This window comes from Bacillus sp. PAMC26543 (assembly GCF_014250375.1).
GTDB lineage: Bacteria > Bacillota > Bacilli > Bacillales > Bacillaceae > Bacillus > Bacillus halotolerans.
Genome location: NZ_CP060193.1, coordinates 3043219 through 3064829 on the forward strand (window position 1 = coordinate 3043219; position 21611 = coordinate 3064829).

The 21611-nt window shown below is 45.3% G+C and carries 20 protein-coding genes; 7 read left to right on the forward strand and 13 right to left on the reverse strand.

Annotated features, from left to right (window positions below):
* Positions 1-214: 214 nt before the first annotated feature.
* The gene (gltT, locus tag H7F27_RS15380; RefSeq protein WP_024120798.1) at positions 215-1504 is read left to right on the forward strand and encodes a glutamate/proton symporter GltT; all 1290 of its coding nucleotides are present in this window, start codon (positions 215-217) and stop codon (positions 1502-1504) included.
* Positions 1505-1545: 41 nt separating this feature from the next.
* Here the strand turns inward: gltT and H7F27_RS15385 are convergent, their stop codons facing one another.
* From H7F27_RS15385 to H7F27_RS15395, 4 genes are all read right to left on the reverse strand, one after another.
* Positions 1546-1953, reverse strand: coding sequence for an ASCH domain-containing protein (locus H7F27_RS15385; protein WP_024120797.1), 408 nt, complete (start codon positions 1951-1953; stop codon positions 1546-1548).
* A 14-nt stretch (positions 1954-1967) separates the two neighbouring features.
* Positions 1968-3008, reverse strand: coding sequence for a M42 family metallopeptidase (locus tag H7F27_RS15390; RefSeq protein WP_106020612.1), 1041 nt, complete (start codon positions 3006-3008; stop codon positions 1968-1970).
* A gap of 133 nt (positions 3009-3141) precedes the next feature.
* Entirely contained in the window at positions 3142-3324 is a 183-nt protein-coding gene (locus tag H7F27_RS20940; RefSeq protein ID WP_081638270.1) for a hypothetical protein, read from the reverse strand.
* Between the two features lie 96 nt (positions 3325-3420).
* Positions 3421-4197: a YhfC family intramembrane metalloprotease gene (locus tag H7F27_RS15395; RefSeq protein WP_095713702.1), complete on the reverse strand. Its 777-nt coding sequence runs from the start codon at positions 4195-4197 to the stop codon at positions 3421-3423.
* 121 nt (positions 4198-4318) lie between these two features.
* On the opposite strand from H7F27_RS15395, the gene fabHB reads away from it, so the two are divergent.
* A complete protein-coding gene (fabHB, locus tag H7F27_RS15400; protein ID WP_185848122.1) occupies positions 4319-5296 on the forward strand; it encodes a beta-ketoacyl-ACP synthase III FabHB in 978 nt (325 codons plus the stop codon).
* 42 nt (positions 5297-5338) lie between these two features.
* On the opposite strand, the gene H7F27_RS15405 is transcribed toward fabHB, so the two are convergent.
* From H7F27_RS15405 to H7F27_RS15430, 6 genes are all read right to left on the reverse strand, one after another.
* Positions 5339-7666 (reverse strand): YhgE/Pip domain-containing protein, encoded by a 2328-nt coding sequence (locus tag H7F27_RS15405; RefSeq protein ID WP_185848123.1) that lies wholly within the window; start codon positions 7664-7666, stop codon positions 5339-5341.
* Between the two features lie 70 nt (positions 7667-7736).
* On the reverse strand, positions 7737-8312 hold the full coding sequence (locus tag H7F27_RS15410; RefSeq protein WP_010333611.1) for a TetR/AcrR family transcriptional regulator: 576 nt from the start codon (positions 8310-8312) through the stop codon (positions 7737-7739).
* A 150-nt stretch (positions 8313-8462) separates the two neighbouring features.
* Positions 8463-9875 (reverse strand): protoporphyrinogen oxidase, encoded by a 1413-nt coding sequence (hemY, locus tag H7F27_RS15415; RefSeq protein WP_101863793.1) that lies wholly within the window; start codon positions 9873-9875, stop codon positions 8463-8465.
* 14 nt (positions 9876-9889) lie between these two features.
* Positions 9890-10822 (reverse strand): ferrochelatase, encoded by a 933-nt coding sequence (hemH, locus tag H7F27_RS15420; protein WP_010333609.1) that lies wholly within the window; start codon positions 10820-10822, stop codon positions 9890-9892.
* 74 nt (positions 10823-10896) lie between these two features.
* Positions 10897-11958: a uroporphyrinogen decarboxylase gene (gene hemE / locus H7F27_RS15425; RefSeq protein WP_106022384.1), complete on the reverse strand. Its 1062-nt coding sequence runs from the start codon at positions 11956-11958 to the stop codon at positions 10897-10899.
* 120 nt (positions 11959-12078) lie between these two features.
* On the reverse strand, positions 12079-14223 hold the full coding sequence (locus H7F27_RS15430; protein WP_185848124.1) for a transglycosylase domain-containing protein: 2145 nt from the start codon (positions 14221-14223) through the stop codon (positions 12079-12081).
* Between the two features lie 121 nt (positions 14224-14344).
* Between H7F27_RS15430 and hmoB the strand changes: the two genes are divergently transcribed.
* The 4 genes from hmoB (at position 14345) to H7F27_RS15450 (ending at position 17941) form a co-directional block, all read left to right on the forward strand.
* Positions 14345-14845, forward strand: coding sequence for a heme-degrading oxygenase HmoB (hmoB, locus tag H7F27_RS15435; RefSeq protein ID WP_024120788.1), 501 nt, complete (start codon positions 14345-14347; stop codon positions 14843-14845).
* Between the two features lie 50 nt (positions 14846-14895).
* Positions 14896-15210: a hypothetical protein gene (locus tag H7F27_RS15440; RefSeq protein WP_095713707.1), complete on the forward strand. Its 315-nt coding sequence runs from the start codon at positions 14896-14898 to the stop codon at positions 15208-15210.
* Between the two features lie 79 nt (positions 15211-15289).
* Positions 15290-16678: a hypothetical protein gene (locus H7F27_RS15445; RefSeq protein ID WP_081638267.1), complete on the forward strand. Its 1389-nt coding sequence runs from the start codon at positions 15290-15292 to the stop codon at positions 16676-16678.
* 72 nt (positions 16679-16750) lie between these two features.
* Positions 16751-17941, forward strand: a complete 1191-nt coding sequence (locus tag H7F27_RS15450; protein WP_185848125.1) for a M20 family metallopeptidase — start codon at positions 16751-16753, stop codon at positions 17939-17941.
* 16 nt (positions 17942-17957) lie between these two features.
* On the opposite strand, the gene H7F27_RS15455 is transcribed toward H7F27_RS15450, so the two are convergent.
* From H7F27_RS15455 to ecsA, 3 genes are read right to left on the reverse strand one after another with little or no spacing between them, the layout of a single operon-like run.
* Positions 17958-18665 carry an EcsC family protein gene (locus H7F27_RS15455; RefSeq protein WP_185848126.1) on the reverse strand — a complete coding sequence of 236 codons (708 nt, stop codon included), beginning with the start codon at positions 18663-18665 and terminating at the stop codon, positions 17958-17960.
* 22 nt (positions 18666-18687) lie between these two features.
* Complete coding sequence (locus H7F27_RS15460; RefSeq protein ID WP_095713711.1) at positions 18688-19914, reverse strand: ABC transporter permease; 1227 nt, start codon at positions 19912-19914, stop codon at positions 18688-18690.
* On the reverse strand, positions 19907-20650 hold the full coding sequence (ecsA, locus tag H7F27_RS15465; RefSeq protein ID WP_095713712.1) for an ABC transporter ATP-binding protein EcsA: 744 nt from the start codon (positions 20648-20650) through the stop codon (positions 19907-19909). The genes H7F27_RS15460 and ecsA overlap by 8 nt, the downstream gene beginning before the upstream one ends.
* Positions 20651-21139: 489 nt before the next feature.
* On the opposite strand from ecsA, the gene H7F27_RS15470 reads away from it, so the two are divergent.
* A complete protein-coding gene (locus H7F27_RS15470) occupies positions 21140-21577 on the forward strand; it encodes an HIT family protein (protein WP_003327743.1) in 438 nt (145 codons plus the stop codon).
* Positions 21578-21611 lie beyond the last annotated feature (34 nt).

A 21611-nucleotide genomic window follows, 5' to 3' on the forward strand; every position in this document is an offset into this window, starting at 1 on the left:
TTTATATTGAAATAATAGTCAGGTTGGGTCAAAGCTCACCTGTTTTTAGATAATTATGGTGATTCACTTTATATTTTGAATATTCTATATTTTCAAAATATAATTTACTATAGACGAACCTATTTCTTATCTATTATAATTTGATCTAATAGTGAGATTAAATATATGTCTATTCATGATATATGTTGATACTTTGTTTTTTGGGAGGTAATCTATGAAAAGAATTAGGTTTGGATTAGCCACGCAAATATTCGTTGGACTTATTCTAGGTGTTATTGCTGGCGTTATTTGGTACGGCAACCCAGCACTGCCTACTTATCTGCAGCCAATCGGGGATCTCTTTTTACGCTTAATCAAAATGATAGTGATTCCTATTGTTGTCTCCAGTTTAATCATCGGTGTAGCCGGAGCTGGAAATGGAAAGCAAGTTGGTAAATTAGGCTTCAGAACAATTCTGTACTTTGAGATCATTACGACCTTTGCCATCATTCTCGGACTAGCCCTTGCAAACATCTTCCACCCGGGTACAGGAGTTAATATACACGAAGCTCAAAAAACAGACATCAGTCAATATGTTGAAACAGAAAAAGAACAAAGCAATAAATCAGTGGCAGAGACATTCCTGCACATTGTGCCGACAAACTTCTTCCAATCCTTGGTCGAAGGGGATCTTCTTGCCATCATCTTCTTTACCGTACTATTTGCATTGGGAATTTCCGCGATCGGTGAAAGAGGCAAGCCAGTATTAGCCTTTTTTGAAGGCGTTTCCCATTCGATGTTCCATGTGGTAAACCTTGTGATGAAAGTAGCGCCATTCGGGGTTTTTGCTCTAATCGGAGTTACTGTCTCTAAATTCGGACTCGGTTCTCTTCTATCTCTCGGAAAGCTTGTCGGATTGGTATATGTCGCACTGGCTTTCTTCTTAATTGTCATTTTTGGGATTGTCGGAAAAATTGCCGGTATCAGCATCTTCAAATTCCTAGCTTACATGAAGGACGAAATTTTATTGGCGTTCAGTACGTCCAGCTCTGAAACCGTTCTTCCGCGCATCATGGAAAAAATGGAGAAAATCGGCTGTCCGAAAGGTATTGTATCTTTCGTTATCCCGATTGGATATACGTTTAACTTAGACGGCTCCGTTCTCTATCAATCTATTGCAGCGCTGTTTCTTGCACAAGTATACGGCATTGATTTAACAATTTGGCACCAAATTACGCTTGTATTAGTTTTGATGGTGACATCTAAAGGAATGGCTGCCGTTCCGGGAACTTCTTTTGTCGTCTTGCTTGCAACACTGGGCACGATCGGTGTTCCGGCAGAAGGACTTGCCTTTATTGCCGGTGTAGACCGCATTATGGACATGGCACGTACAGTTGTAAACCTGACTGGTAACGCACTTGCTGCTGTTGTCATGTCTAAATGGGAAGGCATGTTTAATCCTGCAAAAGCGGAAGCTGTCATGAGCCAATCTAAAGCAGATCAAAACGCAACCATTTCCGGTTAATCAAAAAGCCTGCGGGGTTCTCAACGCCCCGCAGGCTTTTTTTAATCTTGGACAAGCTCAAACAGCTCTGTAATCAAAACAGTGTCCTCATTCAGTTCCATTTCGCCATTTTTGATCAGATCCGCCCATGCTCTTCGATGATCCTCTTGAAATTCATCAATTCGGTCTCCGTTGCCCTCTCCTTTGACTAACCTCCTATCAGGCGCTCCAAAGGTCGTTTCAAACACATCTGTCACTTTTATATTGCATCTCGGATGATCATGTTTATCATAAACGGTTACAAGCTGTCCCGCTGTTTGATATACATCACTCAGTTCATCTTTTGAATATAATGATTTCGGCGCGCAGGTGGCCGTTTTTTCTCCAGCAAGGATTTGCTGGATCAGCTGTTCTCCAAGACCTTCATCGCCTTCCCAGCCGAAAGTGCTTTTCAGTTCATAGATTTTCATTTGTTTTCTCCCTCTTATACCATCGGTGATTGCACATAATAATACAGGAGCTTCGCTGTATGGCGGAGAGAAGACTTATGCGTTCGCTCAAAAGCGTGCGAAGCGTCAATTCCCGGCCCGATCAGGCCGTGCACAATATCATGCCCGGATTTGATCGCTGCTGAGGCGTCCGACCCGTAATACGGGTAAATATCAAGCTTATAGTCAATATGGTGCTTTTCAGCTAAATCGACCAAATGCTTTCTCAGCTGATAATGATACGGACCGCTCGAATCCTTCACACAAATCGAAACCGAATATTCGTCTGTCGCCTGGCCGTCGCCGATAGCCCCCATATCCACCGCCAAGTATTCAACAGTTTCAGCAGGAATATTAGAGTTCCCGCCATATCCGATTTCTTCATTATTAGAAATCAGAAAATGAGTCGTATACGGCAGTTCAATTTCTTCTGTTTGAATTTGATGGATTAAGCGAAGCAACAAGGCCACACTTGCTTTGTCATCTAAATGGCGTGATTTAATGAATCCGCTGGATGTGATCTCAACACGGGGATCAAACGAAACAAAATCTCCGACGCCAATGCCAAGCTCTTCCGTATCCTTACGGCAGTGTACAGGCTCATCCAGGCGGATTTCCATATTCTCTTGATTGCGCTCCGCTTTTCCCGCGTCTTTGTACACGTGCACAGACGTTTGATGCATTAAAATGGTGCCCGTATACGTTTTCCCTGAAGCCGTTTCAATTTGGCAATACTCCCCTTCGATCGAGTTATAGCGGAAACCGCCGATCAAATCGATTTTCAGCCGGCCGTCAGCTTTAATTTCTTTCACCATCGCGCCCAAGGTGTCAACGTGCGCCGTCAGCATTCGATGACGGGATGTATCGCGGCCCGGAAGCGTGGCAATCAAACCGCCCTTATGATTCAGAACCGTTTCGACCTTCCATTCTTTTAAAAGGTTTTCAACGTATTTGATCACCTCATATGTATTCCCTGTCGGACTTGGAATAGAAACGAGTTCTTTAATCAGCTCCATTGTTTTACGAACGGACGTCATAGGACATTCCTCCTTTTATTTTCTATTTAAAATATACTCTTTTCCTGATAGACCCGTCCAATCTTTTCCTATCAATCTAGCATATGCTGTAGAGAGCATGGGAAGAGGAGGGATATCTATGTGCTGTCGTCATTCACATGAACGGAAACATCATTGTAATTTTTGGTTTGATGATTTTTGGTTCTTTGACGAGTGGTTCGATAAGGATTTCCACGACCATTGCAAGAAAGAGAAAGAATGCCATGACCCTTGCGAGAAAAAGAAGAAAAAGAAAAGACATTGCTCTTGCAAAAAACGCTGCCACTCTTGCTGTCATTGCTAAGGACTGAATCAGAAATATTCTGATACCCATGCCTAAACGAATATTTCATTCACATTTTTCCAAGCGGGCTGTTACTGCTGCTTGGATTTTTTATTGAAACAGCCTTTTTGCCTTTACAATCCAAACCACTGATGCCGCGGCTATCCCAGCAACGATGAGTTCAACAGCCGCCGCATGTTCTATCACTCCTTTTTGGTATAAAACCGCCGGTACATTAAACAGCCCGTGTAAGAGAATCGAATACAGCAAAAACAGCGGCCGGCGGCTTTTAACCGCATACAGCACAAATAGTGACAGACCGATTTGAACAGAGATGGCGCTGATTCTTTCAATTCCGCCGAGCAGCCATTCATACGAAGGTGTATTCAGCAGCTGCGCCTGAATCGGCATAAGTGCCTGCTTCACATCTTGATTAATCAAAAGCTGTTCAAAAGTGCCGCTATTGATCGCAAAAGCGTACACGATAAGCGTAATGCTGGACAAGCCGGTTATTAGTATCGCCTCCAGACCGCCGTGGCCCGCTCCGAAGGCCAGACCGTCCGCCCAAGAAAGACGGCGCTTCATAAAGAAACGCATCATGATATACCTTCCGCACTCCTCAAAAATCCCGGCCATCAAGCATCCGTAAATGGCATACCAGACTGGATGCTTCATCACTTCTTTCGTCGTTTCATTCATTTGCAGCACATAAACATGAACGCCGCCCTCCAACAGCTGAGCAAAGACAAAAAACGTAAGAGCGCCAATAAAAAACACCTTAATCGGAGCATGATACTTTCGCCTAAACCATATCATCAGTCCGATCGGCAACAAAAACGCAATAACCCCGGAAATAATCATAGAGGCTATCGCTCCTTGACTGACCATTTTTTTCCTCCTTTTCTGGTTTTCTACTGACAGTTTCTCTTTTTTTATCAAAAATCCTCTTTTTAGTACCAGATACTAATATCTAGTGTTATAATCTGATAATAAAAGGAGTTGTGTTATTATGTCAAAAGCAAACATTACAGCAATCGGCACCTATGCGCCGACCCGGCGTTTAACCAATGCGAATCTGGAAAAAATCGTAGATACGTCTGATGAATGGATTGTTCAGCGCACAGGAATGAGAGAACGGCGGATTGCCGATGAGCAGCAGTTCACTTCAGACTTATGCATTGAAGCAGTCAAAGATCTCGAGAGCCGTTACGAAGGAACACTTGAAGATGTGGATATGATTCTCGTCGCCACAACAACAGCAGATTATGCCTTTCCGAGTACGGCTTGCCGGGTGCAGGAATATTTCGGCTGGGAGAACACCGGCGCGTTAGATATCAATGCGACATGCGCAGGACTGACATACGGTCTCCATTTGGCAAACGGATTGATTACATCCGGGCTTCATCAAAAAATTCTCGTCATCGCCGGAGAAACATTGTCAAAAGTGACTGATTATACAGATCGAACGACATGCGTGCTGTTCGGCGATGCTGCGGGCGCACTATTGGTTGAACGAACTGAAGAGGCACCGGGATTCCTCGCCTCCGTCCAAGGAACATATGGAAAAGGTGCAGATATTTTGTATAGGGCAGGACTGCGGAGCGAACTCAACGGCATGCCGCTTGCGGATTCCGGGAAAATGGTACAAAACGGACGCGAAGTGTATAAGTGGGCCGCAAGAACCATTCCCCGTGAATTTGAACATCTTTTACACAAAGCAGGGCTCAGCCGTGATGATCTTGATTGGTTTGTTCCCCACAGCGCCAACTTGCGCATGATCGAATCGATTTGTGAAAAAACACCGTTTCCGATTGAACAAACACTCACCAGTGTCGAATACTACGGAAATACATCTTCAGTCTCTATTGTTTTGGCCCTTGATCTGGCAGTGAAAGCCGGGAAGCTGAAAAAAGACCAAACCCTGATGCTTTTCGGATTCGGCGGAGGATTAACGTATACCGGACTTCTGATTAAATGGGGATGTTAAATCAAAAAAGACCTTGTTTCCTGAGAAACAAGGTCTTTTTCATTAGGAAGCCGGCTGTTCTTCTGAAGTGTCTTCCTTCCGGCTTAAGATCGTAAAGTAGGTAATGCTCAGCGCGATCATGACTAGAGCAATGCCGATTAAGACACCGGCCATCTGCCACATGTAGCCGAAATCTCCGTTTGAAATCACCGCTCTGAACCCGTTTATGCTGTAGGTCATCGGCAGCGCGCCATGGATCACCTGATAGAAATTCGGAAGCAATTCTAATGGGAAGGTTCCTCCGCTGGCCCCGAGCTGCAGCACTAAAATAATGACTGCAATAAACCGGCCCGGATTGCCCATCGTCGTGGCCAAAAATTGAATCATCGCAAGGAAAGCGAGACTCGTAATGATCGTAAACACGTAAAACCTCCACGTGCTCTCAACCTCGAGACCAATTCCCAGAAGCAAGACCGTCGCCACAATCAGCGATTGAATGATTCCAACGAGCATCATGACATTAAATTTGCTGAAGAACCACTCAAATCCGTTTCTCGGACGGCCTGATGCTTCTTTCAGCGGGAATACGACCGTCAGCATAATGCCGCCGACATACAAACCCATTGATAGGATATAAGGCGTCAGCCCTGTTCCGTAGTTAGGGACGGAATGAATCGCGTCGTCATTAGTTTTGACCGGATCCGCAAACATACCGTATGTTTTATCATCAGCGCTGATATCCCCTGTTTGATCAGCCGCATCATTCAGCTTATTAGACAGCTGTCCTGTGCCGTCCAATAGCTTGCCTAAACCTGTATCAAGCGATTCAGATCCCTCAGCGAGTTTTGATGATCCATTTTGAACTTGTTTAGAACCGTCTAACAGTTTCAGTAAGCCGCCCGACACTTGGCTGCCGCCTGTCACCAATTGTTCTGAGCCCGCTTTTGCTTTTGCAAACTGTTTATTGTATTCTCCAATACCGGCTGTCAGTTTATTTTGGCTATCTGTGATCTGCTGTGAACCGTTGTATATCTTCTCGGTTCCTTCAGTTAATTTGTCAATTGCATCTTGCGTCGCTTTTGCACCGTTATAAAGCTTAGATGTAGCTTCCGGCATTGCTTTCAGCTGTGCCGCCTGCTCTTTTACATCTTCCAGAGAGGCTTTAATTGTTGAAATGTCAGGAAGCTGGTCCACTGAAGGGAGCCGGCTAATGATTTGATCAAAATCAGGCGCATCTACTTGCGGAAGCTTCTTCTCAACAGAATTGATCAGCTGGCTTTTTTGCTCCGCTGTTAAGAACTCGCTTGAATTGATCACATTTTTAAATGCCTGATCACGGTTTTTTAAGCTGTTTTCAAACTCTGTCAGCTGCTTTTTAAATTCGTTCATGGCAGTTTCAGATTTTTCAAGGTTGCTGACAGCTGTTTCAAGCTGTGTCAAATCGACTGCGTTTATGACCTTCTCTGCTTTTTCTACTTTCTGTGAAGCCTCCGCGGCCTTTGTATTAAGCTGATCCAGACCGTTTGTAATCTTTGGAAAGCCCTGCTGCAATGTCTGCTGCCCGGCTAGAAGTTCATTCAGCCTTCCTGTCAGCTCACTTGATCCCGCGGCAATTTTTCCTGAATTTTCATAAATGGTATTGCTGCTGTCCTGGAATTTGCCGAGCGAGCTGTCAAGCGATTGAATGCCGCTTGTTACTTTAGCTGCTCCTGCTGCAAGCTGTGCCGTTTTGTCACTGATTGTCGCAGTGCTTTCTGTCAGCTTCTCCAGATTTTCTTTCAGCTGGGCGCTTCCGTTTTTCGCGTCCTTAGTGCCGTCATCAATTTTTTTCGCTCCGCTACTCGCGTCGCTGAGACCTTTGGCAATATCTTTAAAGTTATCAAAAATCACTTTCGTATATTGCTCGGTCACTTCTTTAGAAACAGAAGCTTTCAGTTTATCAATCGCTTTTTCGCCAATCGTTGCTCCTACATAGTTTGAACCGGCATTCGTATGGTATTTCAAATCCAGTTTTTTCGGATTTTTATCCATTACAGTGCTGGCGTTTTTAGAAAAGTCTTCTGGAATCTCGACTACTAAATAGTATTTTTGATTTAATAAGTCCTTTAACGATTGGTCGAGATCAGTGGAAAAATGCCAGTCAAAGCTTTTATTATCTTTTAATTCTTTTACCAGATCATCACCGATTTGTAGCTTTTCTCCCTCATATGTCGTTCCTTTATCCTGGTTGACGACAACGACAGGCAGCTGGTCAACTGTGCCGTACGGGTCCCAATAGGCCTTTAAGAAAACACCGCTGTAAATAAGCGGGACAAACAAAATGGCGATGATGGGAATCAATAATTTTTTACTCGTTACGATGTCTTTCCATTGACTTCGTATTGTGTTCATCCTGATGCCTCCATTCTAAAACTGACTCATCATGAAAAATGGTCATTTTCTTGTAAAGAGAAAGGATTATCTAGTTGGCTGACAATCCTTTGACAACATACAACTCAAGCAGTTCCGCAATCGTTTCTTTATCAAGCGGGGGATGCTGTTTTTCCCAATCAAAAATGAGCGCGATATAAAGCTTCAACATGACAAAAGCCGTCAGCTCAGGATCACACGGCTTGATATCTCCGTTTTCGACACCCTCTTCTATCTTATTTTTAATATAAGAAAGAATGGAACGCTCCATTTTCTGAATCACGTCCTGAACTGCCATTGTACCAATCTCAGCATTTTCTTGAAAAATTTTAATCGTCAGCTGATGTGTTTTCCTGAATTCAAGAATGGCAAACAGCGCTCTGTGAACATTTTCATGGAACGGGAGATCAGGCTCCATCGCTTCGTCAGCTTTTTGCTTCATTTCTTTTAATAACGTAGAGAAAATATCATCAAACAGCTCTTCTTTATTTTTGAAAAACGTATAGATGGTTCCTTTTCCCACGTTCGCAAGCTTCGCCACCAAATCCATTGTCGTCGCTTTATAGCCAAACTGTGTGAAAGACTTTGTGGCAGCCTCCAAAATGAGCTTTTTTCGATCTATTGACATTGTATATCACCTCAAAACTGACCATTTGAACATTTTAGTCAATAAGTACATATGCAAATGTATCATACCATGCTGAACAATTCAAACATTTTTTACACAATATTGCCATCATCTAGGCACAAAAAACCTCCGTACGAGGTACGGAGGTTTTTAGTCGAATAAATATTTCAGCGCGTCTGACACAGCTGCTTTTCCTTGATCGATACAGTCCGGGATTCCAACACCCTCGAAGGATGCGCCCGTCATGTACACACCAGGATATGAGGAAGCCAGCGCTTCACGGAGCTCATTGATACGGCGTTTATGGCCGACATGGTACTGAGGCATGCTTTCATGCCAGCGCGTGACACATGTCATTTCCGGCTCACCGTTGATTTTCATCACTTTCTTTAAATCTTCCAGCACAATATTGATAATGTCGTTATCTGAGAGGTCGACGATGGATTCGTCTCCGGCTTTTCCGACATATGCCCGAAGCAGTGTTTTTCCTTCCGGCGCTGCGTGCGGCCATTTTTTGTTCGTCCACGTACAAGCTGTGATCGCGAAATCACTGTTTCTTGAGATGACAAAGCCCGTGCCCTCATGTTCCATTTGGACGGCGCCTTCCGGGAAACCCAAGGCGACATTCGCCACAGATGTGGAATGCATGTTTTTCAGATTTGCAACAGCCGGCAAATCTGAAAGCATTCCCGCGGCAGCTTTATGCGGTGCTGTTACAATCACTGATTCGGCATCAAGTGATACACCGTTATCAAGATCAAGCGAGTAGCCCGTGCCCTCTCGGCTAATCTTGGTAACCTTTGTGCCTTTGTATACCTTTGTCAGCTTTAGTTGATTTTCGATCTCTTCGACAAGCGTCTGCAGGCCTGTTGTCAGCGTCTGAAACTGCCCTTGTTTTTTGGCTGTCAGCTGCTGGCCGGAGCCTTGAGGTCTTGTTTTTTTCATCCCAAGGATCAGGCTTCTGTGCTTTTGTTCCGTCTGATAGAATTGCGGGAATGTTGACATCAGGCTGAGTTTGTCGATATCACCTGCATAGATGCCTGATAAAAGCGGCTCGATTAAATTCTCGACAACTTCATCCCCGACACGTCTGCGGAAAAATTCTCCCAGTGACTGATCCTCTTTTGATTTACTTGCGGGCAGGATGAAATCCATTGCAGCTCGCGCCTTACCTGACAGAGAAAACAGCCCCGTTGACACGAACGGCGCGATTTTTGTCGGTATTCCCATTACAGCCCCCTTCGGCATCGGATGCAAAGTGCGGTTGACAAGCACGTAAGATTGTCCGGTCGCATTGTTCACAAGCAGATGGTCAAGACCTAAGTCTTTGACAAGCTGCGGAGCGCTTTTTTTCCGTTCCAGGAATGAATCAGGCCCTCTTTCGATGATATAGCCGTCCTTCTTGACTGTCTGGATTTTTCCGCCTACTCTCGGACTTGCCTCAATAAGCGTCAGCTCAAGCGGCAAATCTTTGTCTCTGATTTCTTTTTCCATGTAGAAGGCGGCGGCTAAACCGGTAATGCCGCCGCCGATGATGACTACATGTTTTTTGCCGTCACTCATGTTCATCGCCTTCTTTAACGTCCTAATTTTTTCAAAACGACTGTTGCTAAAGCATCAATAAATGCCGGCTTAGCGTTTGGCATTTCCGGCCGGTAATAGCTGGCGCCGATATCGTCAGTCACCACTTTGCATTCATAGTCATTGTCATAAAGCACTTCTAGATGGTCCGCGACAAATCCGACAGGCACATATACAAATGCTTGATAGCCTTTTTGTTCAAATAAATCACGTGTCAGATCTTGCACGTCAGGTCCGAGCCACGGATCAGGCGTATTGCCTTCACTTTGCCAGCCGACAGCGTATTCAGATACGCCTGCGCCTTCAGCGATCAGCTTCGCGGATTCATGAAGCTGATCCGGGTACGGATCTCCGTACTCTTTAATTTTTTCCGGAAGGCTGTGCGCTGAAACGATGAGCATCGCGTTTTCTCTTTCTTCCTTCGGCATTGACGCGTACGTGTCCTTTACTTGGTCAACCCAATATTTCACAAACTTCGGCTCATCGTACCAGCTTTCGACAGACGTAATTGTTAAGCCCCCGAGTTTTTCAGCCTCTTCCTTCGCACGTTTGTTGTAAGACTGCACGCTGAATGTGGAGAAGTGCGGTGCCAATACAAGGCTGACCGCCTCTGTAATGCCGTCCTTATGCATCTCTGCCACAGCGTCTTCAATAAACGGCTCGATATGCTTCAGCCCGATATACGCTTTAAACGTAATCTCATCCTGAATCTCGTTTAAGTGCTGTTCAAGCTTATAAGCCTGTTCCTCTGTGATTTTGGCAAGCGGCGAAATGCCCCCGATTGCTTCATATCTGTCTTTCAGATCCTGAAGCATTTCAGGCTCAGGCTTTCTGCCTCTTCTGATATGTGTATAATAACGCTCTATATCTTCTTCTTTGTAAGGCGTGCCGTACGCCATAATGAGAAGCCCCATTTTCTTTTTACCCACTGTTTACACCCTCTTTAGATGATCTATCACAAAACAATTTTGACAGGCTTTTATCCTGATACCAAAAAATATGCTCAGGAGTATTGGCCTATTTTCTTTGATTGAGAATATTCATGTACAAATGCAGTCAGCTTTTTCAGCACTTCCGGACTGACATCAGGAAATACGCCGTGTCCGAGGTTAAAAATGAAGCTGTCCGATTTTAAGCCTTGATCAAGAATCTCTTTCGTTCTCTTCTCGATCACTTCCCACGGAGCAAGCAAAATAGACGGGTCCAGGTTGCCTTGCACCGTTTTGGTGATGCCTTTTGATCTGGCTTCATCAATGCCGAGTCTCCAATCGAGCCCCACAACATCGAGAGGCAGGTCATGCCAATCCGTTGCTAAATGGCTGGCACCTACACCAAACATGATAAGCGGCACATTTTCCGATGCCAGCTCAGAAAAAATCCGGTTCATTACCGGTTTGATGTACGTTCTGTAATCCGCTTGATTCAGCGCGCCAACCCATGAATCAAAGATTTGAATGGCTTTTGCGCCCGCCTTAATTTGCGCTTTCGCGTACACGATAATCATGTCGGCAAGCTTTGTCATCAGCAGGTTCCAGGCATCCGGCATGCTGTACATAAAGGCTTTTGTTTTATTGTAGTTTTTCGAAGGCCCGCCTTCGATCATATAGCTGGCAAGCGTAAAAGGCGCACCAGAGAAACCGATTAGCGGGACGTCAAGCTGTTCATTGACAAGCAGTTTGATCGTTTCGAGCACATACGGCACGTCCTGTTCCGGCTCAAGCTTGCCGAGCTTTTCAATGTCCTGCAGAGAACGAATCGGCTGATCAATCACCGGCCCGATTCCATTTTTAATTTCAACATCCACACCGATCGACGGAAGCGGCGTCATAATATCTTTATAAAGGATTGCAGCATCGACTCCGTATTGCTCGACCGGAAGTCTTGTGACGTACGCACACAATTCGGGCTGATGTGTAATTTCGAACAATCCGTATTTTTCCTTCAGCTTACGGTATTCCGGCTGCGAGCGCCCAGCTTGTCTCATGTACCAAACAGGCGTGTGATCCGCTTTTTCTCCCCGCGCAGCTTTTAAAAACGTCTCGTTAAACGTTTCTCGTTTCCTCATCTGATTTCCACCTTTCATACTGCAACCATACGTTCGTGTTCCTTGACCATTACACTATACCTCGTTTTGGGCAAATGGTATAGAAATGCGGCTCAAAGTTCAAAAAATCGCCGAATTCCATTAAGAGGAAAACAGTTTCGGCTGAACGTAATCGGTTCCTTCTCCTTCTTTTTTTGTCTGTGTATTATAAGGCACCACTTTATAGGAAGCGCCCGAAAACAAATTGGCATATGGGATCTCATAGCTTCCCTTTCCTTCAACAGAATCAAGAAGCGTTTCCTTGCCGTCCTTATTTACATAAATTCTGTACACTGCCCGATCATCCTCTTGCGCATCCCATTTTAATTCAATCGTAAACAGCCCCGCTGCCCTAAATGTATAGTCAGCCTTCAGCGTTTTGACAGGCTCAAGCTCAATTGGGCTTTCAAGTTCTTTTACTTTTTTAGGCTTCGCAAACGCAGAACCCGTTTCGCCAGCCTGTGTCAAAATATCCTTAAACATTCTGGTCGGATATGCGCTTCCGCCTTTTAAGTAATGGTTTTGATCTGTTTTGTCATAGCCCATCCAGACAGCTCCCGTTATGTTCGGCGTATAACCTGCAAACCAGGCATCCTTTGTTGCGCCGGAAACGCCTGTATATGAAGTAGAACCGGTTTTCCCGGCAAGATCGCCGTGATAGGTGCCGGACGTTGCTGTTCCCTTCTTAACCACCTGCTGAAGCATTCTCGTCATGTTCCAAGACGTCTGTTTGCTGAATACTCGTTTTCCTTCTTCTTTATGATCGGCTATTGTTTCCCCGTCTTCATCTGTTATGTTTGAAATAAAGTACGGCTCGGTGTATGTTCCATTCGCGGCAAACGTATGAAAAGCGCCGGCAAGCTGGAGGGGTGATACGCCTTTTTCCAAACCGCCGAGAGCCAGAGCAAGCCCTTCATCCGGTATATCAATGCCGTTTGCCTTCAAATAAGATTTCCCCGTTTCCACACCGATCTCATTCAGCGTCCACACTGCAGGCGCGTTTTTGCTGTAAGTGATGGCATCAGACATCGTGACTTCCCCTTCATAACGGCCGTCATAGTTTTTCGGTGTGTAATCTCCGTAGGATTGTAATTCATCCTTTAACAGAGAGTACGGCTTAAATTTCTTTTCCTGCATCGCAGGTCCGTATACGGCCAGCGGCTTAAACGTTGACCCCGGCTGGCGCACAGCTGTCACACGATTATATCCTTTAGCCGTGTAATCTCTTCCGCCGATCGCTGCTTCCACACCGCCTGTTTTATTGTTGATAAAGACTGCGCTTCCTTCAGCATCTTGATCTGTTCCGGGATAATAGCTGCCCTCCTTCATGACTTGATATGCCGTTTTTTGCAGTTTTGAATCAAGCGGCACCTTAATCGTGTACCCGCCTTGAAGCAGCTGCTCTCCGGAAATGGAATACTTGTCCTCCGCTTCTTGGATCACAAGGTCAATATAGCTGTCAAACCAAGGTGTTTCCGACTGTTTTTTCACGTTCAGCCCGAGCGTCCTCCCCTGCGCGCTGACAGCCTCTTTCGCACTGATATAGCCTTGGTCATTCATCATGCCGAGAATCGTATCACGCCGCTCCTTGCTTTTATCAGGATGCAAAACAGGAGAATACGTAGAAGGCGCCTTCGGAATAGCAGCCAAGACCGCGCCTTCTGACACGGTTAAATCTTTAACTTCCTTATTAAAATAATAATGGGATGCAGCTTGAATTCCATAAACCCCGTGTCCGAAGTATAGCTGGTTCAGATACATTTCCAGCAGCTTGTCCTTGCTGTAATCCCGTTCAAGGTTGATCGCTATGATCACTTCTTTCGTTTTTCTTAAAAACGTTTTGTCATGTGTCAGAAAAATATTTTTGGCAAGCTGCTGGGTGATCGTGCTCGCGCCTTCTACTTTTCCTCCTGCTAATATATCGCGGTACACCGCTCTTCCGACAGATTTCACATCGATACCGTGGTGTTCATAAAATCTCTTATCTTCCACTGAGATAAACGCTTCTCTGACCCCTTTCGGAATTTCATTGATAGAGACCGGTTCACGATTTTCTGTATACAGACTTGCGACCTCATCCCCGTTTTGGTCAACAATTTTTGAAGATGCGTGAAGGATCAGCTTCTTTTCATCTATGACATAATGACCGAGAAAAATGATTGAAATATATCCTATTAAAGCGAGAAAAGCAGTTAACACTAAAATAATGATGGGAATGAAAAGTTTCTTTTTCTTTATCTTAAACATGAACTCACCTCGCCTTTCTAAAGGTAGTATGGGAAAAATTGTTTGGATTTATGTTTGAAGCAGTCGCCAATAGAAACTTATACCATTGTTTTGATATACTAGCAAGCAGGAGGTGGCTGATATGAAGGTTTATATTACATATGGGACAGCCGATTTTTTGAAAAACATCGTGCAAAAACATTCCTCGGAAAATATGCTTTTGATGCAGGGACAGGAAAATGCGATTTTAATTCACGAAACAAACGGAGAAACGGTTTTTCAGGCCCCCCATTCCTATGAAGTCATTGACCAAGTCGGGGACATGAAGCATCCCGGTTTCGCAGTATTGAACAATATAGCCGTCACACAGGAAGGACGGCCGCTGTTTGAAAACAGATTTAAAAACAGAGCGGGAAAAGTCGAAAACGAGCCCGGTTTTGAAGCCATTCGTGTCCTGCGTCCGCTTGACAGCGACACGTACGTCATTCTCACCTTGTGGGAAACAGAAAGATCCTTCCAAGACTGGCAGCAGTCAGGCTCATACAAAGAAGCCCACAAAAAACGCGGCACGTCTGCCGGAGTTGACACAACGTCCATTTTCTCCCGGCCTTCGTATGTCACCACATATGTTGCTGTCGAATAGCTGCCGGAATGTCCGGCAGCTTTTTTTATGGCGAAAGGGAGGGAAGCTAGATGAAGTATATTTGCCCAGTCTGCGGGTTTAAAGGGCTGACAGAACCGGCATATGATGACCAAGGGAATCACTCCTATGAAATCTGCTCGTGCTGCGGCTTCCAATTCGGATTTGACGATTTTGAAATGACGCGTGAGGACGGTTCATATTTAGAGCCTTCGGAAAGCATAATCGCCTACCGAAAAAACTGGCTTGCTGTCGGTGCCGTTATTTTTTCACCCGAATGCTACCCGCAGCATCAGCAGCAGGCTAAAAAAGTATTGAAGCACGAGTTGATCGAGCAGCTAAAACATATTCATGTCTATCTGAAGTAATATCTGCGGTCAGATGCTATCTGTCCCGGCACCTTCCGCCCGCCTATGAATAATCTGTAGGAAGCGGAAGGAGTGATCAATGATGGAAATCGGGATTATGTCTGTTCATGTTCTTTATGTGTTTTTTATTGGAGCGATCATTCTTTTTATGCTGCTGCGAAAAGATACAACCTTTATTTCGTTATTTGGGATTTTCATCATTTCGTTATGGGCCAGCCATTCGCTTTCAGCTTCGGTCAGCAGTTTATTCCACAGCTTCATCTATGCGGCATCTGAGCTGCTTCCTACGATTTTCATCATCTGTTTTATCGTGTCTATGAGTGATGTGTTAACGAAAACTGGGATAAATGAAGCGATGATTTCTCCCTTTGTCCGTCTTGTTAAAGGTCCAGTAATTGCATACTGGCTGATTGGCGGACTGATGTTTGCCATTTCTCTATTCTTCTGGCCTTCGCCGGGTGTCGCTTTAATCGGCGCCGTTCTGCTTCCGGCAGCCGCCCGTGCCGGCCTGCCGCCTATCGCTGTTGCCATGGCAATGAATTTATTCGGGCACGGCTTTGCCCTTTCAGGAGACTTTGTCATTCAGGCAGCGCCAAAACTGACAGCTGATGCAGCAGGCATCCCTGTCGGTGATGTCATCTCAGCAAGCATTCCGCTCGTTTTGATTATGGGCGTGACCACAACAACTGCCGCTTTCTTTATGATTCAGCGTGAACGCAAAAAACAATTGCGGCCCGCTTCTTTTTCCCCGATGTCAGAAGAACATGACACTTCAATGTATTTGCCGAAACGTCTTCGGTCAATGCTGGCTCTTTTGATTCCTCTTGTATTTGCCGCTGATATCGCGTGCATGGTCATATTCAACCTTCAAGGAAATGATGCAACCGCGTTAATTGGCGGATCGGCCATTTGCATCCTGCTGATCGTTCATTTCCTTGTGTATAAACAGAAAGGGCTTGAAAAAATCACTGGATATTTTATCGAGGGGTTTCAATTCGGCTTTAAGGTTTTCGGTCCCGTCATTCCAATTGCCGCTTTCTTTTATCTTGGTGATTCCGGCTATGAGAGCATCTTGGGTACTGAACTCCCTAAACATTCACACGGCATTGTCAATGATCTCGGCATCGCCTTATCCCACGCCATGCCTATGTCTAAGGAGCTTGCCGCCGCAGCCTTGACTGCCGCTGGAGCCGTAACCGGACTCGACGGTTCAGGTTTTTCAGGCATTTCCCTCGCCGGCTCCATCGCCAAGCTCTTTTCATCCGCTCTCCATGCTGATCCAGCCGTCCTGACCGCACTCGGGCAAATATCAGCCATCTGGGTGGGCGGCGGTACGCTTATTCCATGGGCGCTCATTCCCGCTGCAGCCATTTGCAAGGTCGATCCATTTGAGCTTGCCAGAAAGAACTTCCTCCCCGTTGTGATCGGACTTTCGGTGACAACCATTGCAGCGATGATCATGCTTTGAAACCCAACCAGTTGAAATATTCAGACTTTTTATATACAATCATGGAAAAGCTTAGAAAAGGGGGAAGCGGCTTTGTCCATAAAGACGCTGCAAAAAGAGATAAACAAACAGCTCGACAGCTGTTTCGATGAAATGGTGGAAATCAGGCGCCATTTCCATATGCACCCTGAACTGTCCAATCAGGAAGAAAAAACGGCCGCTTTTATTGCTTCCTATTACGAATCGTTAGGAGTCCCGATCCGCACCAAAGTCGGCGGGAATGGAGTTTTGGCTTATATTGAAGGCAGCGAGCCCGGTCCTGCTGTCGCACTGCGGGCCGATTTTGACGCCCTTCCCATCCAGGATGAAAAAGATGTTCCTTACGCCTCCAAAGTGCCCGGTGTCATGCATGCATGCGGCCATGACGGCCATACAGCGGCTCTGCTTGCCGTCGGAAAGGTGCTTTATCAGAACAGGCATGATCTGAAAGGAACATTTATTATGATCCACCAGCACGCTGAGGAGTACGCGCCAGGGGGCGCAAAACCGATGATTGAAGACGGCTGTCTTGAAAACGCAGACGTCATATTCGGCACCCATCTTTGGGCGACTGAGCCGATCGGAACCATTCTCTGCCGCTCCGGTGCCGTAATGGCCGCAGCTGACAGATTTACAATCAGCATTCACGGAAAGGGCGGCCATGGCGCTCACCCCCATGATACAAAAGACGCCGTCCTGATCGGCTCGCAAATCGTTTCCTCGCTGCAGCATATTGTCAGCCGTAAAGTCAATCCGATTCACTCCGCTGTCATATCGACAGGCTCTTTCATGGCTGATAACCCGTTTAATGTGATTGCAGACCATGCAACTCTCATTGGCACAGCTCGTTCGTTTAATGAAAATGTCCGCGACATTCTGGAAAAAGAAATCGAAGCTGTTGTAAAAGGAGTGTGCAGCATGCACGGCGCTTCCTATGACTACAACTATGAACGCGGCTACCCGGCGGTAGTCAATCACCCTGCGGAGACCGACCATCTGGTAAACGTCGCAAAAGCCACAGACGGCGTTCATCAGGTTCTTCAAGGTGAACCGCAAATGGGCGGCGAAGATTTTTCTTATTACTTACAGCATGTCAAAGGAACCTTTTTCTTTACCGGCGCCGCTCCTGAACAGCCTGAACGTATCTTTTCCCACCACCATCCAAAATTTGATATCAATGAAAAAGCGATGCTGACTGCTGCAAAAGTACTTGCGGGCGCTGCAATCACTTACCATTTATCTTAAAAAAACAGCCGGAGTTTTACTCTCCGGCTGTTTCCTTTAATATTCTCAGATGAAAAACGTGTCTTGCTGTATCTCCAAGCTGAGCAAGCAGTTTATAATTGGCAATTCCGCCGACTGCGGCCCCTACCCCTGGTAAAAGCTGAAAAAGCTTGACGACATCAATATAATCGCGATACTCCTGCTGAAACACTCTCCAGTCAATATCCTTTTTCTCCGTCTCCCAGTTTTCAATGACAGAAAAAAGCGATTTGCGGCAGTCATCACTTGAAAAAGCAAGCTGAAATACAAGAAGCAAAAACATCCTTTCTTCTGCATTCTTCACATCAAAACCGTATATCGAGGACAAAGTGAATAAACATTTCATCTTAATGGAAAGCAGCAGCGGGAAATCGGCAATACCTAAAAAAATGCCGCCCGCCCCGGTGCCGACTCCTTCAGTAGCCGCCACTTTCTGATAAGAAGCAATCGTTTTTTTCGCAAGCTCGTTTTTTTCACTGAGTGAAAGCGTGCTTGTATCCTTCTTATAAGTGGTGATATTAGATCCTGCCATCGTTGCTTCCACCATTTTTTTCACGCTTTCAGTTACCGCTGCATGAATTTTTTCAGGTATTCGTTCATTCACCTTTGTTTGCACACGCTTTGAGAAGCGTTCAAACATGGAATCCTTTCGCAAAAAATGCATTTTCCATTGAAGAGCTTCCTGCATCAGCAGATTCTCGCTCATTTGACCTACCCCTTTTTTCAGCTCACAGCTTTCCGTGTTTTTTTAATCTGGCGGTCATGTAAGACGGCAGAACGACAAAGATCAAGACGGCAGAGCCGATCAGCGCGTACAGAAAACCTGCAGCGCCCGCAGCATATGCAGAGGCCGCTGCCATGAGCAGAGCCTGCACGCTAAGCGCAGTTTTTAATAGAGAAAAGTAGCTTTTCAGCTTCGCTTCCTTTTTGACAGGATATAGATCTTGAAGCGCCAGATGGTCAAAGTGGCCAAACAGCGGCAGAAGCTGAATGCCTGTGATAAAGACGGTAAACACAGTCAAAATCCCTGCGATCATCGGGCTTGCAGACGCATACATAATAATCAGCGCGAAAATAACGGTTAATCTGACTTGAATGCCCAGATAATCACTTGAACGCAAAAACGCGCGGGCAAACATATAGGCGAACGTTTTACGCTGTTCAAACGGCACAAACCGCAGCAAAAAGTCGAGATACGCTCTCCGTTTCGCTTGTTTCTTTAAATGCGGCACATCCGTAAATAGGTTGGCAATCCGGTAAAAACGCTGCTTGCGTCTCAATTCGTATTCAATATGGCTTTCCCATTTAAATGTTTTTCCTTTTGCAGCGGAAGACACATAAAGATAAAGAGCCGCCATAATGATATAGATCACAAGCGCATACACATAAACAGACTGAAAAACAAAATACAGAACGAGTGTATTAGCGGCAAAACGAATGACAAGATCCATCTGTTTCATGCTTCGGTCATTTTGAAACGTCATACGCCATTCCAAGGCCTGATTCCACGCTTTCAGCAGCAGAAGCTGTACAAATACCGCCGCGTACGACACGAGCGATGCCCCCGGCGTGACAGCGAAATAAAGCGGCATCGCTACAAGGCTCAGTGCAATCAGCGGAAACAGCTGGGACACATAGCTGTAAACAAACGCCTGTCTCAAATACGGCTCCATCTTAGCCTCAAGCGGCAATAAGAAGACAAGGTCAGCCTCCTTTAAAAGCGTCCGCACATAAGATCCTGTCAGAACGAGTGAAAACAGAACGGCCATCACCCAAAAGGACGGAAAGTGAGCGGGAATGTCCCGTACCCATTTGCTGTACCAGCTCGCCGCACCTGCGATAAAAAAGATCAAAACGATAACGAGGTGATCGTTGAGCATATATTTCATATACATTCTTGTTTCTTTAATATGCTCCTGCAGCCGTGACTGCCAAATATCCAGCATGTTATTCATGGCCAGCGTCTTCCTTTGTGAGCTCTAGATATAAATCATCCAGCGCCGCGCCCTTCATTCCAAACTGCTCTCTGAGCTCGGACAGCGTGCCGCGCGCCCGCACTTCGCCGTTATGTAATATGATAAACGAATCACAATAGCGCTCCGCCGTTGCCAGGATGTGCGTTGACATCAGCACGCTCGCCCCACTTTTCTTCGCTTCATTCATCCGCTCAAGAAGAGCATTGATTGCCAGCGGATCAAGTCCCAGAAACGGCTCATCAATGATGTAGAGCGCAGGCTCTGCCAAAAACGCACACATGATCATGACCTTCTGCTTCATTCCTTTAGAAAAATGCGCCGGGAACCATTTCAGCCTTTTTTCCATTCGAAATTCCTTTAACAGCGGCGGCAATCTTTTTTCCATGGTTTCTTTTGAAAGGCCGTATGCCATCGCCGTCAATTCAAGGTGTTCCATCAGCGTCAGTTCTTCATATAAGACGGGTGTCTCAGGAATATAAGTGAATTGGGACCGATAGCCTTCCCGATCCTCAGCAAAGGTTTTCCCGTTTAACTCAATAGATCCTTTATGCGGGTCCATCAGCCCGATGATATGTCTGATTGTTGTACTTTTACCTGCACCGTTTAAACCGATTAAACCGACAATTTGGTTCGGCTCAAGGGTGAATGACACGTTTTTCAAAACCGGATTTCTCGTATAACCGCCGGTTAAGTCTTTTACCGATAGCAGAGACATAGTTTCTCCCCTTATATTGTTTTTCTTCATAGTACCAAAAACAAAGCCTGATTTGAAACAATTCCCTTTTAACAAATGATGATTTTGCTGTAATAAAGAGACAGGTTTCTGGACAATATAATCGTTGTAGAGGAAAAAGCATATCAACTGAAAAATGAGGTGTTTGTCAAAGACGTCTTAGGCACAGTTGGATAGAAAATAACATGTCCTATGCTCAAACCTTTTTGCATTCACTGAATTGATGAATCTTCATTTCTGAAGCTGACTATCAAATGAGGTGTTTATCGCAGGAATCGTTAGGCATTAAACAAGTCTTCATTTTATTGACAAATGAGGTGCTTACCAAAGGCATAACACATTTTCTTCATAAAGCTGATTCCTCTGCATTCAGGGTGAACGCTCCGCCGTTCATCCTGTTTTCTATTTTCTTCATTTCTGTGGTACGATTAGTTTATACATAAAAAAACAATTTCATAAGGAGGAACCCTCATGCATAGTGCAGAGAATTGTATCTTTTGTAAAATTATCGCCGGTGAAATCCCGTCAGCAAAGGTTTATGAAGATGAACATGTGCTGGCATTTCTCGATATCAGCCAAGTGACGAAAGGCCACACCCTTGTTATCCCGAAAACCCATATTGAAAATGTTTACGAATTTACAGACGAATTAGCGAAACAATATTTTCACGCCGTTCCGAAAATTGCCCGCGCCATCAGGGATGAATTTGAACCGATCGGCTTAAATACGTTAAACAACAACGGCGAAAAAGCAGGACAATCTGTTTTCCATTACCATATGCATATTATCCCGCGCTACGGAAAAGGAGACGGATTCGGAGCAGTGTGGAAAACACATGCAGATGATTACAAACCGGAAGATCTCCAAGACATTTCTTCATCCATTGCCAAACGCCTGGCCTCATCATAAAGATGAGGTTTTTTTATTTGTGAACAATTCGCAA

Excerpts from the sequence above, each read along its gene's own strand:
- gltT (WP_024120798.1), top strand. The coding sequence starts at position 215 with ATGAAAAGAATTAGGTTTGGATTAGCCACGCAAATATTCGTTGGACTT.
- H7F27_RS15385 (WP_024120797.1), bottom strand. The coding sequence starts at position 1,953 with ATGAAAATCTATGAACTGAAAAGCACTTTCGGCTGGGAAGGCGATGAA.
- H7F27_RS15390 (WP_106020612.1), bottom strand. The coding sequence starts at position 3,008 with ATGACGTCCGTTCGTAAAACAATGGAGCTGATTAAAGAACTCGTTTCT.
- H7F27_RS20940 (WP_081638270.1), bottom strand. The coding sequence starts at position 3,324 with ATGACAGCAAGAGTGGCAGCGTTTTTTGCAAGAGCAATGTCTTTTCTT.
- H7F27_RS15395 (WP_095713702.1), bottom strand. The coding sequence starts at position 4,197 with ATGGTCAGTCAAGGAGCGATAGCCTCTATGATTATTTCCGGGGTTATT.
- fabHB (WP_185848122.1), top strand. The coding sequence starts at position 4,319 with ATGTCAAAAGCAAACATTACAGCAATCGGCACCTATGCGCCGACCCGG.
- H7F27_RS15405 (WP_185848123.1), bottom strand. The coding sequence starts at position 7,666 with ATGAACACAATACGAAGTCAATGGAAAGACATCGTAACGAGTAAAAAA.
- H7F27_RS15410 (WP_010333611.1), bottom strand. The coding sequence starts at position 8,312 with ATGTCAATAGATCGAAAAAAGCTCATTTTGGAGGCTGCCACAAAGTCT.
- hemY (WP_101863793.1), bottom strand. The coding sequence starts at position 9,875 with ATGAGTGACGGCAAAAAACATGTAGTCATCATCGGCGGCGGCATTACC.
- hemE (WP_106022384.1), bottom strand. The coding sequence starts at position 11,958 with ATGAGGAAACGAGAAACGTTTAACGAGACGTTTTTAAAAGCTGCGCGG.
- H7F27_RS15430 (WP_185848124.1), bottom strand. The coding sequence starts at position 14,223 with ATGTTTAAGATAAAGAAAAAGAAACTTTTCATTCCCATCATTATTTTA.
- hmoB (WP_024120788.1), top strand. The coding sequence starts at position 14,345 with ATGAAGGTTTATATTACATATGGGACAGCCGATTTTTTGAAAAACATC.
- H7F27_RS15440 (WP_095713707.1), top strand. The coding sequence starts at position 14,896 with ATGAAGTATATTTGCCCAGTCTGCGGGTTTAAAGGGCTGACAGAACCG.
- H7F27_RS15445 (WP_081638267.1), top strand. The coding sequence starts at position 15,290 with ATGATGGAAATCGGGATTATGTCTGTTCATGTTCTTTATGTGTTTTTT.
- H7F27_RS15455 (WP_185848126.1), bottom strand. The coding sequence starts at position 18,665 with ATGAGCGAGAATCTGCTGATGCAGGAAGCTCTTCAATGGAAAATGCAT.
- H7F27_RS15460 (WP_095713711.1), bottom strand. The coding sequence starts at position 19,914 with ATGAATAACATGCTGGATATTTGGCAGTCACGGCTGCAGGAGCATATT.
- ecsA (WP_095713712.1), bottom strand. The coding sequence starts at position 20,650 with ATGTCTCTGCTATCGGTAAAAGACTTAACCGGCGGTTATACGAGAAAT.
- H7F27_RS15470 (WP_003327743.1), top strand. The coding sequence starts at position 21,140 with ATGCATAGTGCAGAGAATTGTATCTTTTGTAAAATTATCGCCGGTGAA.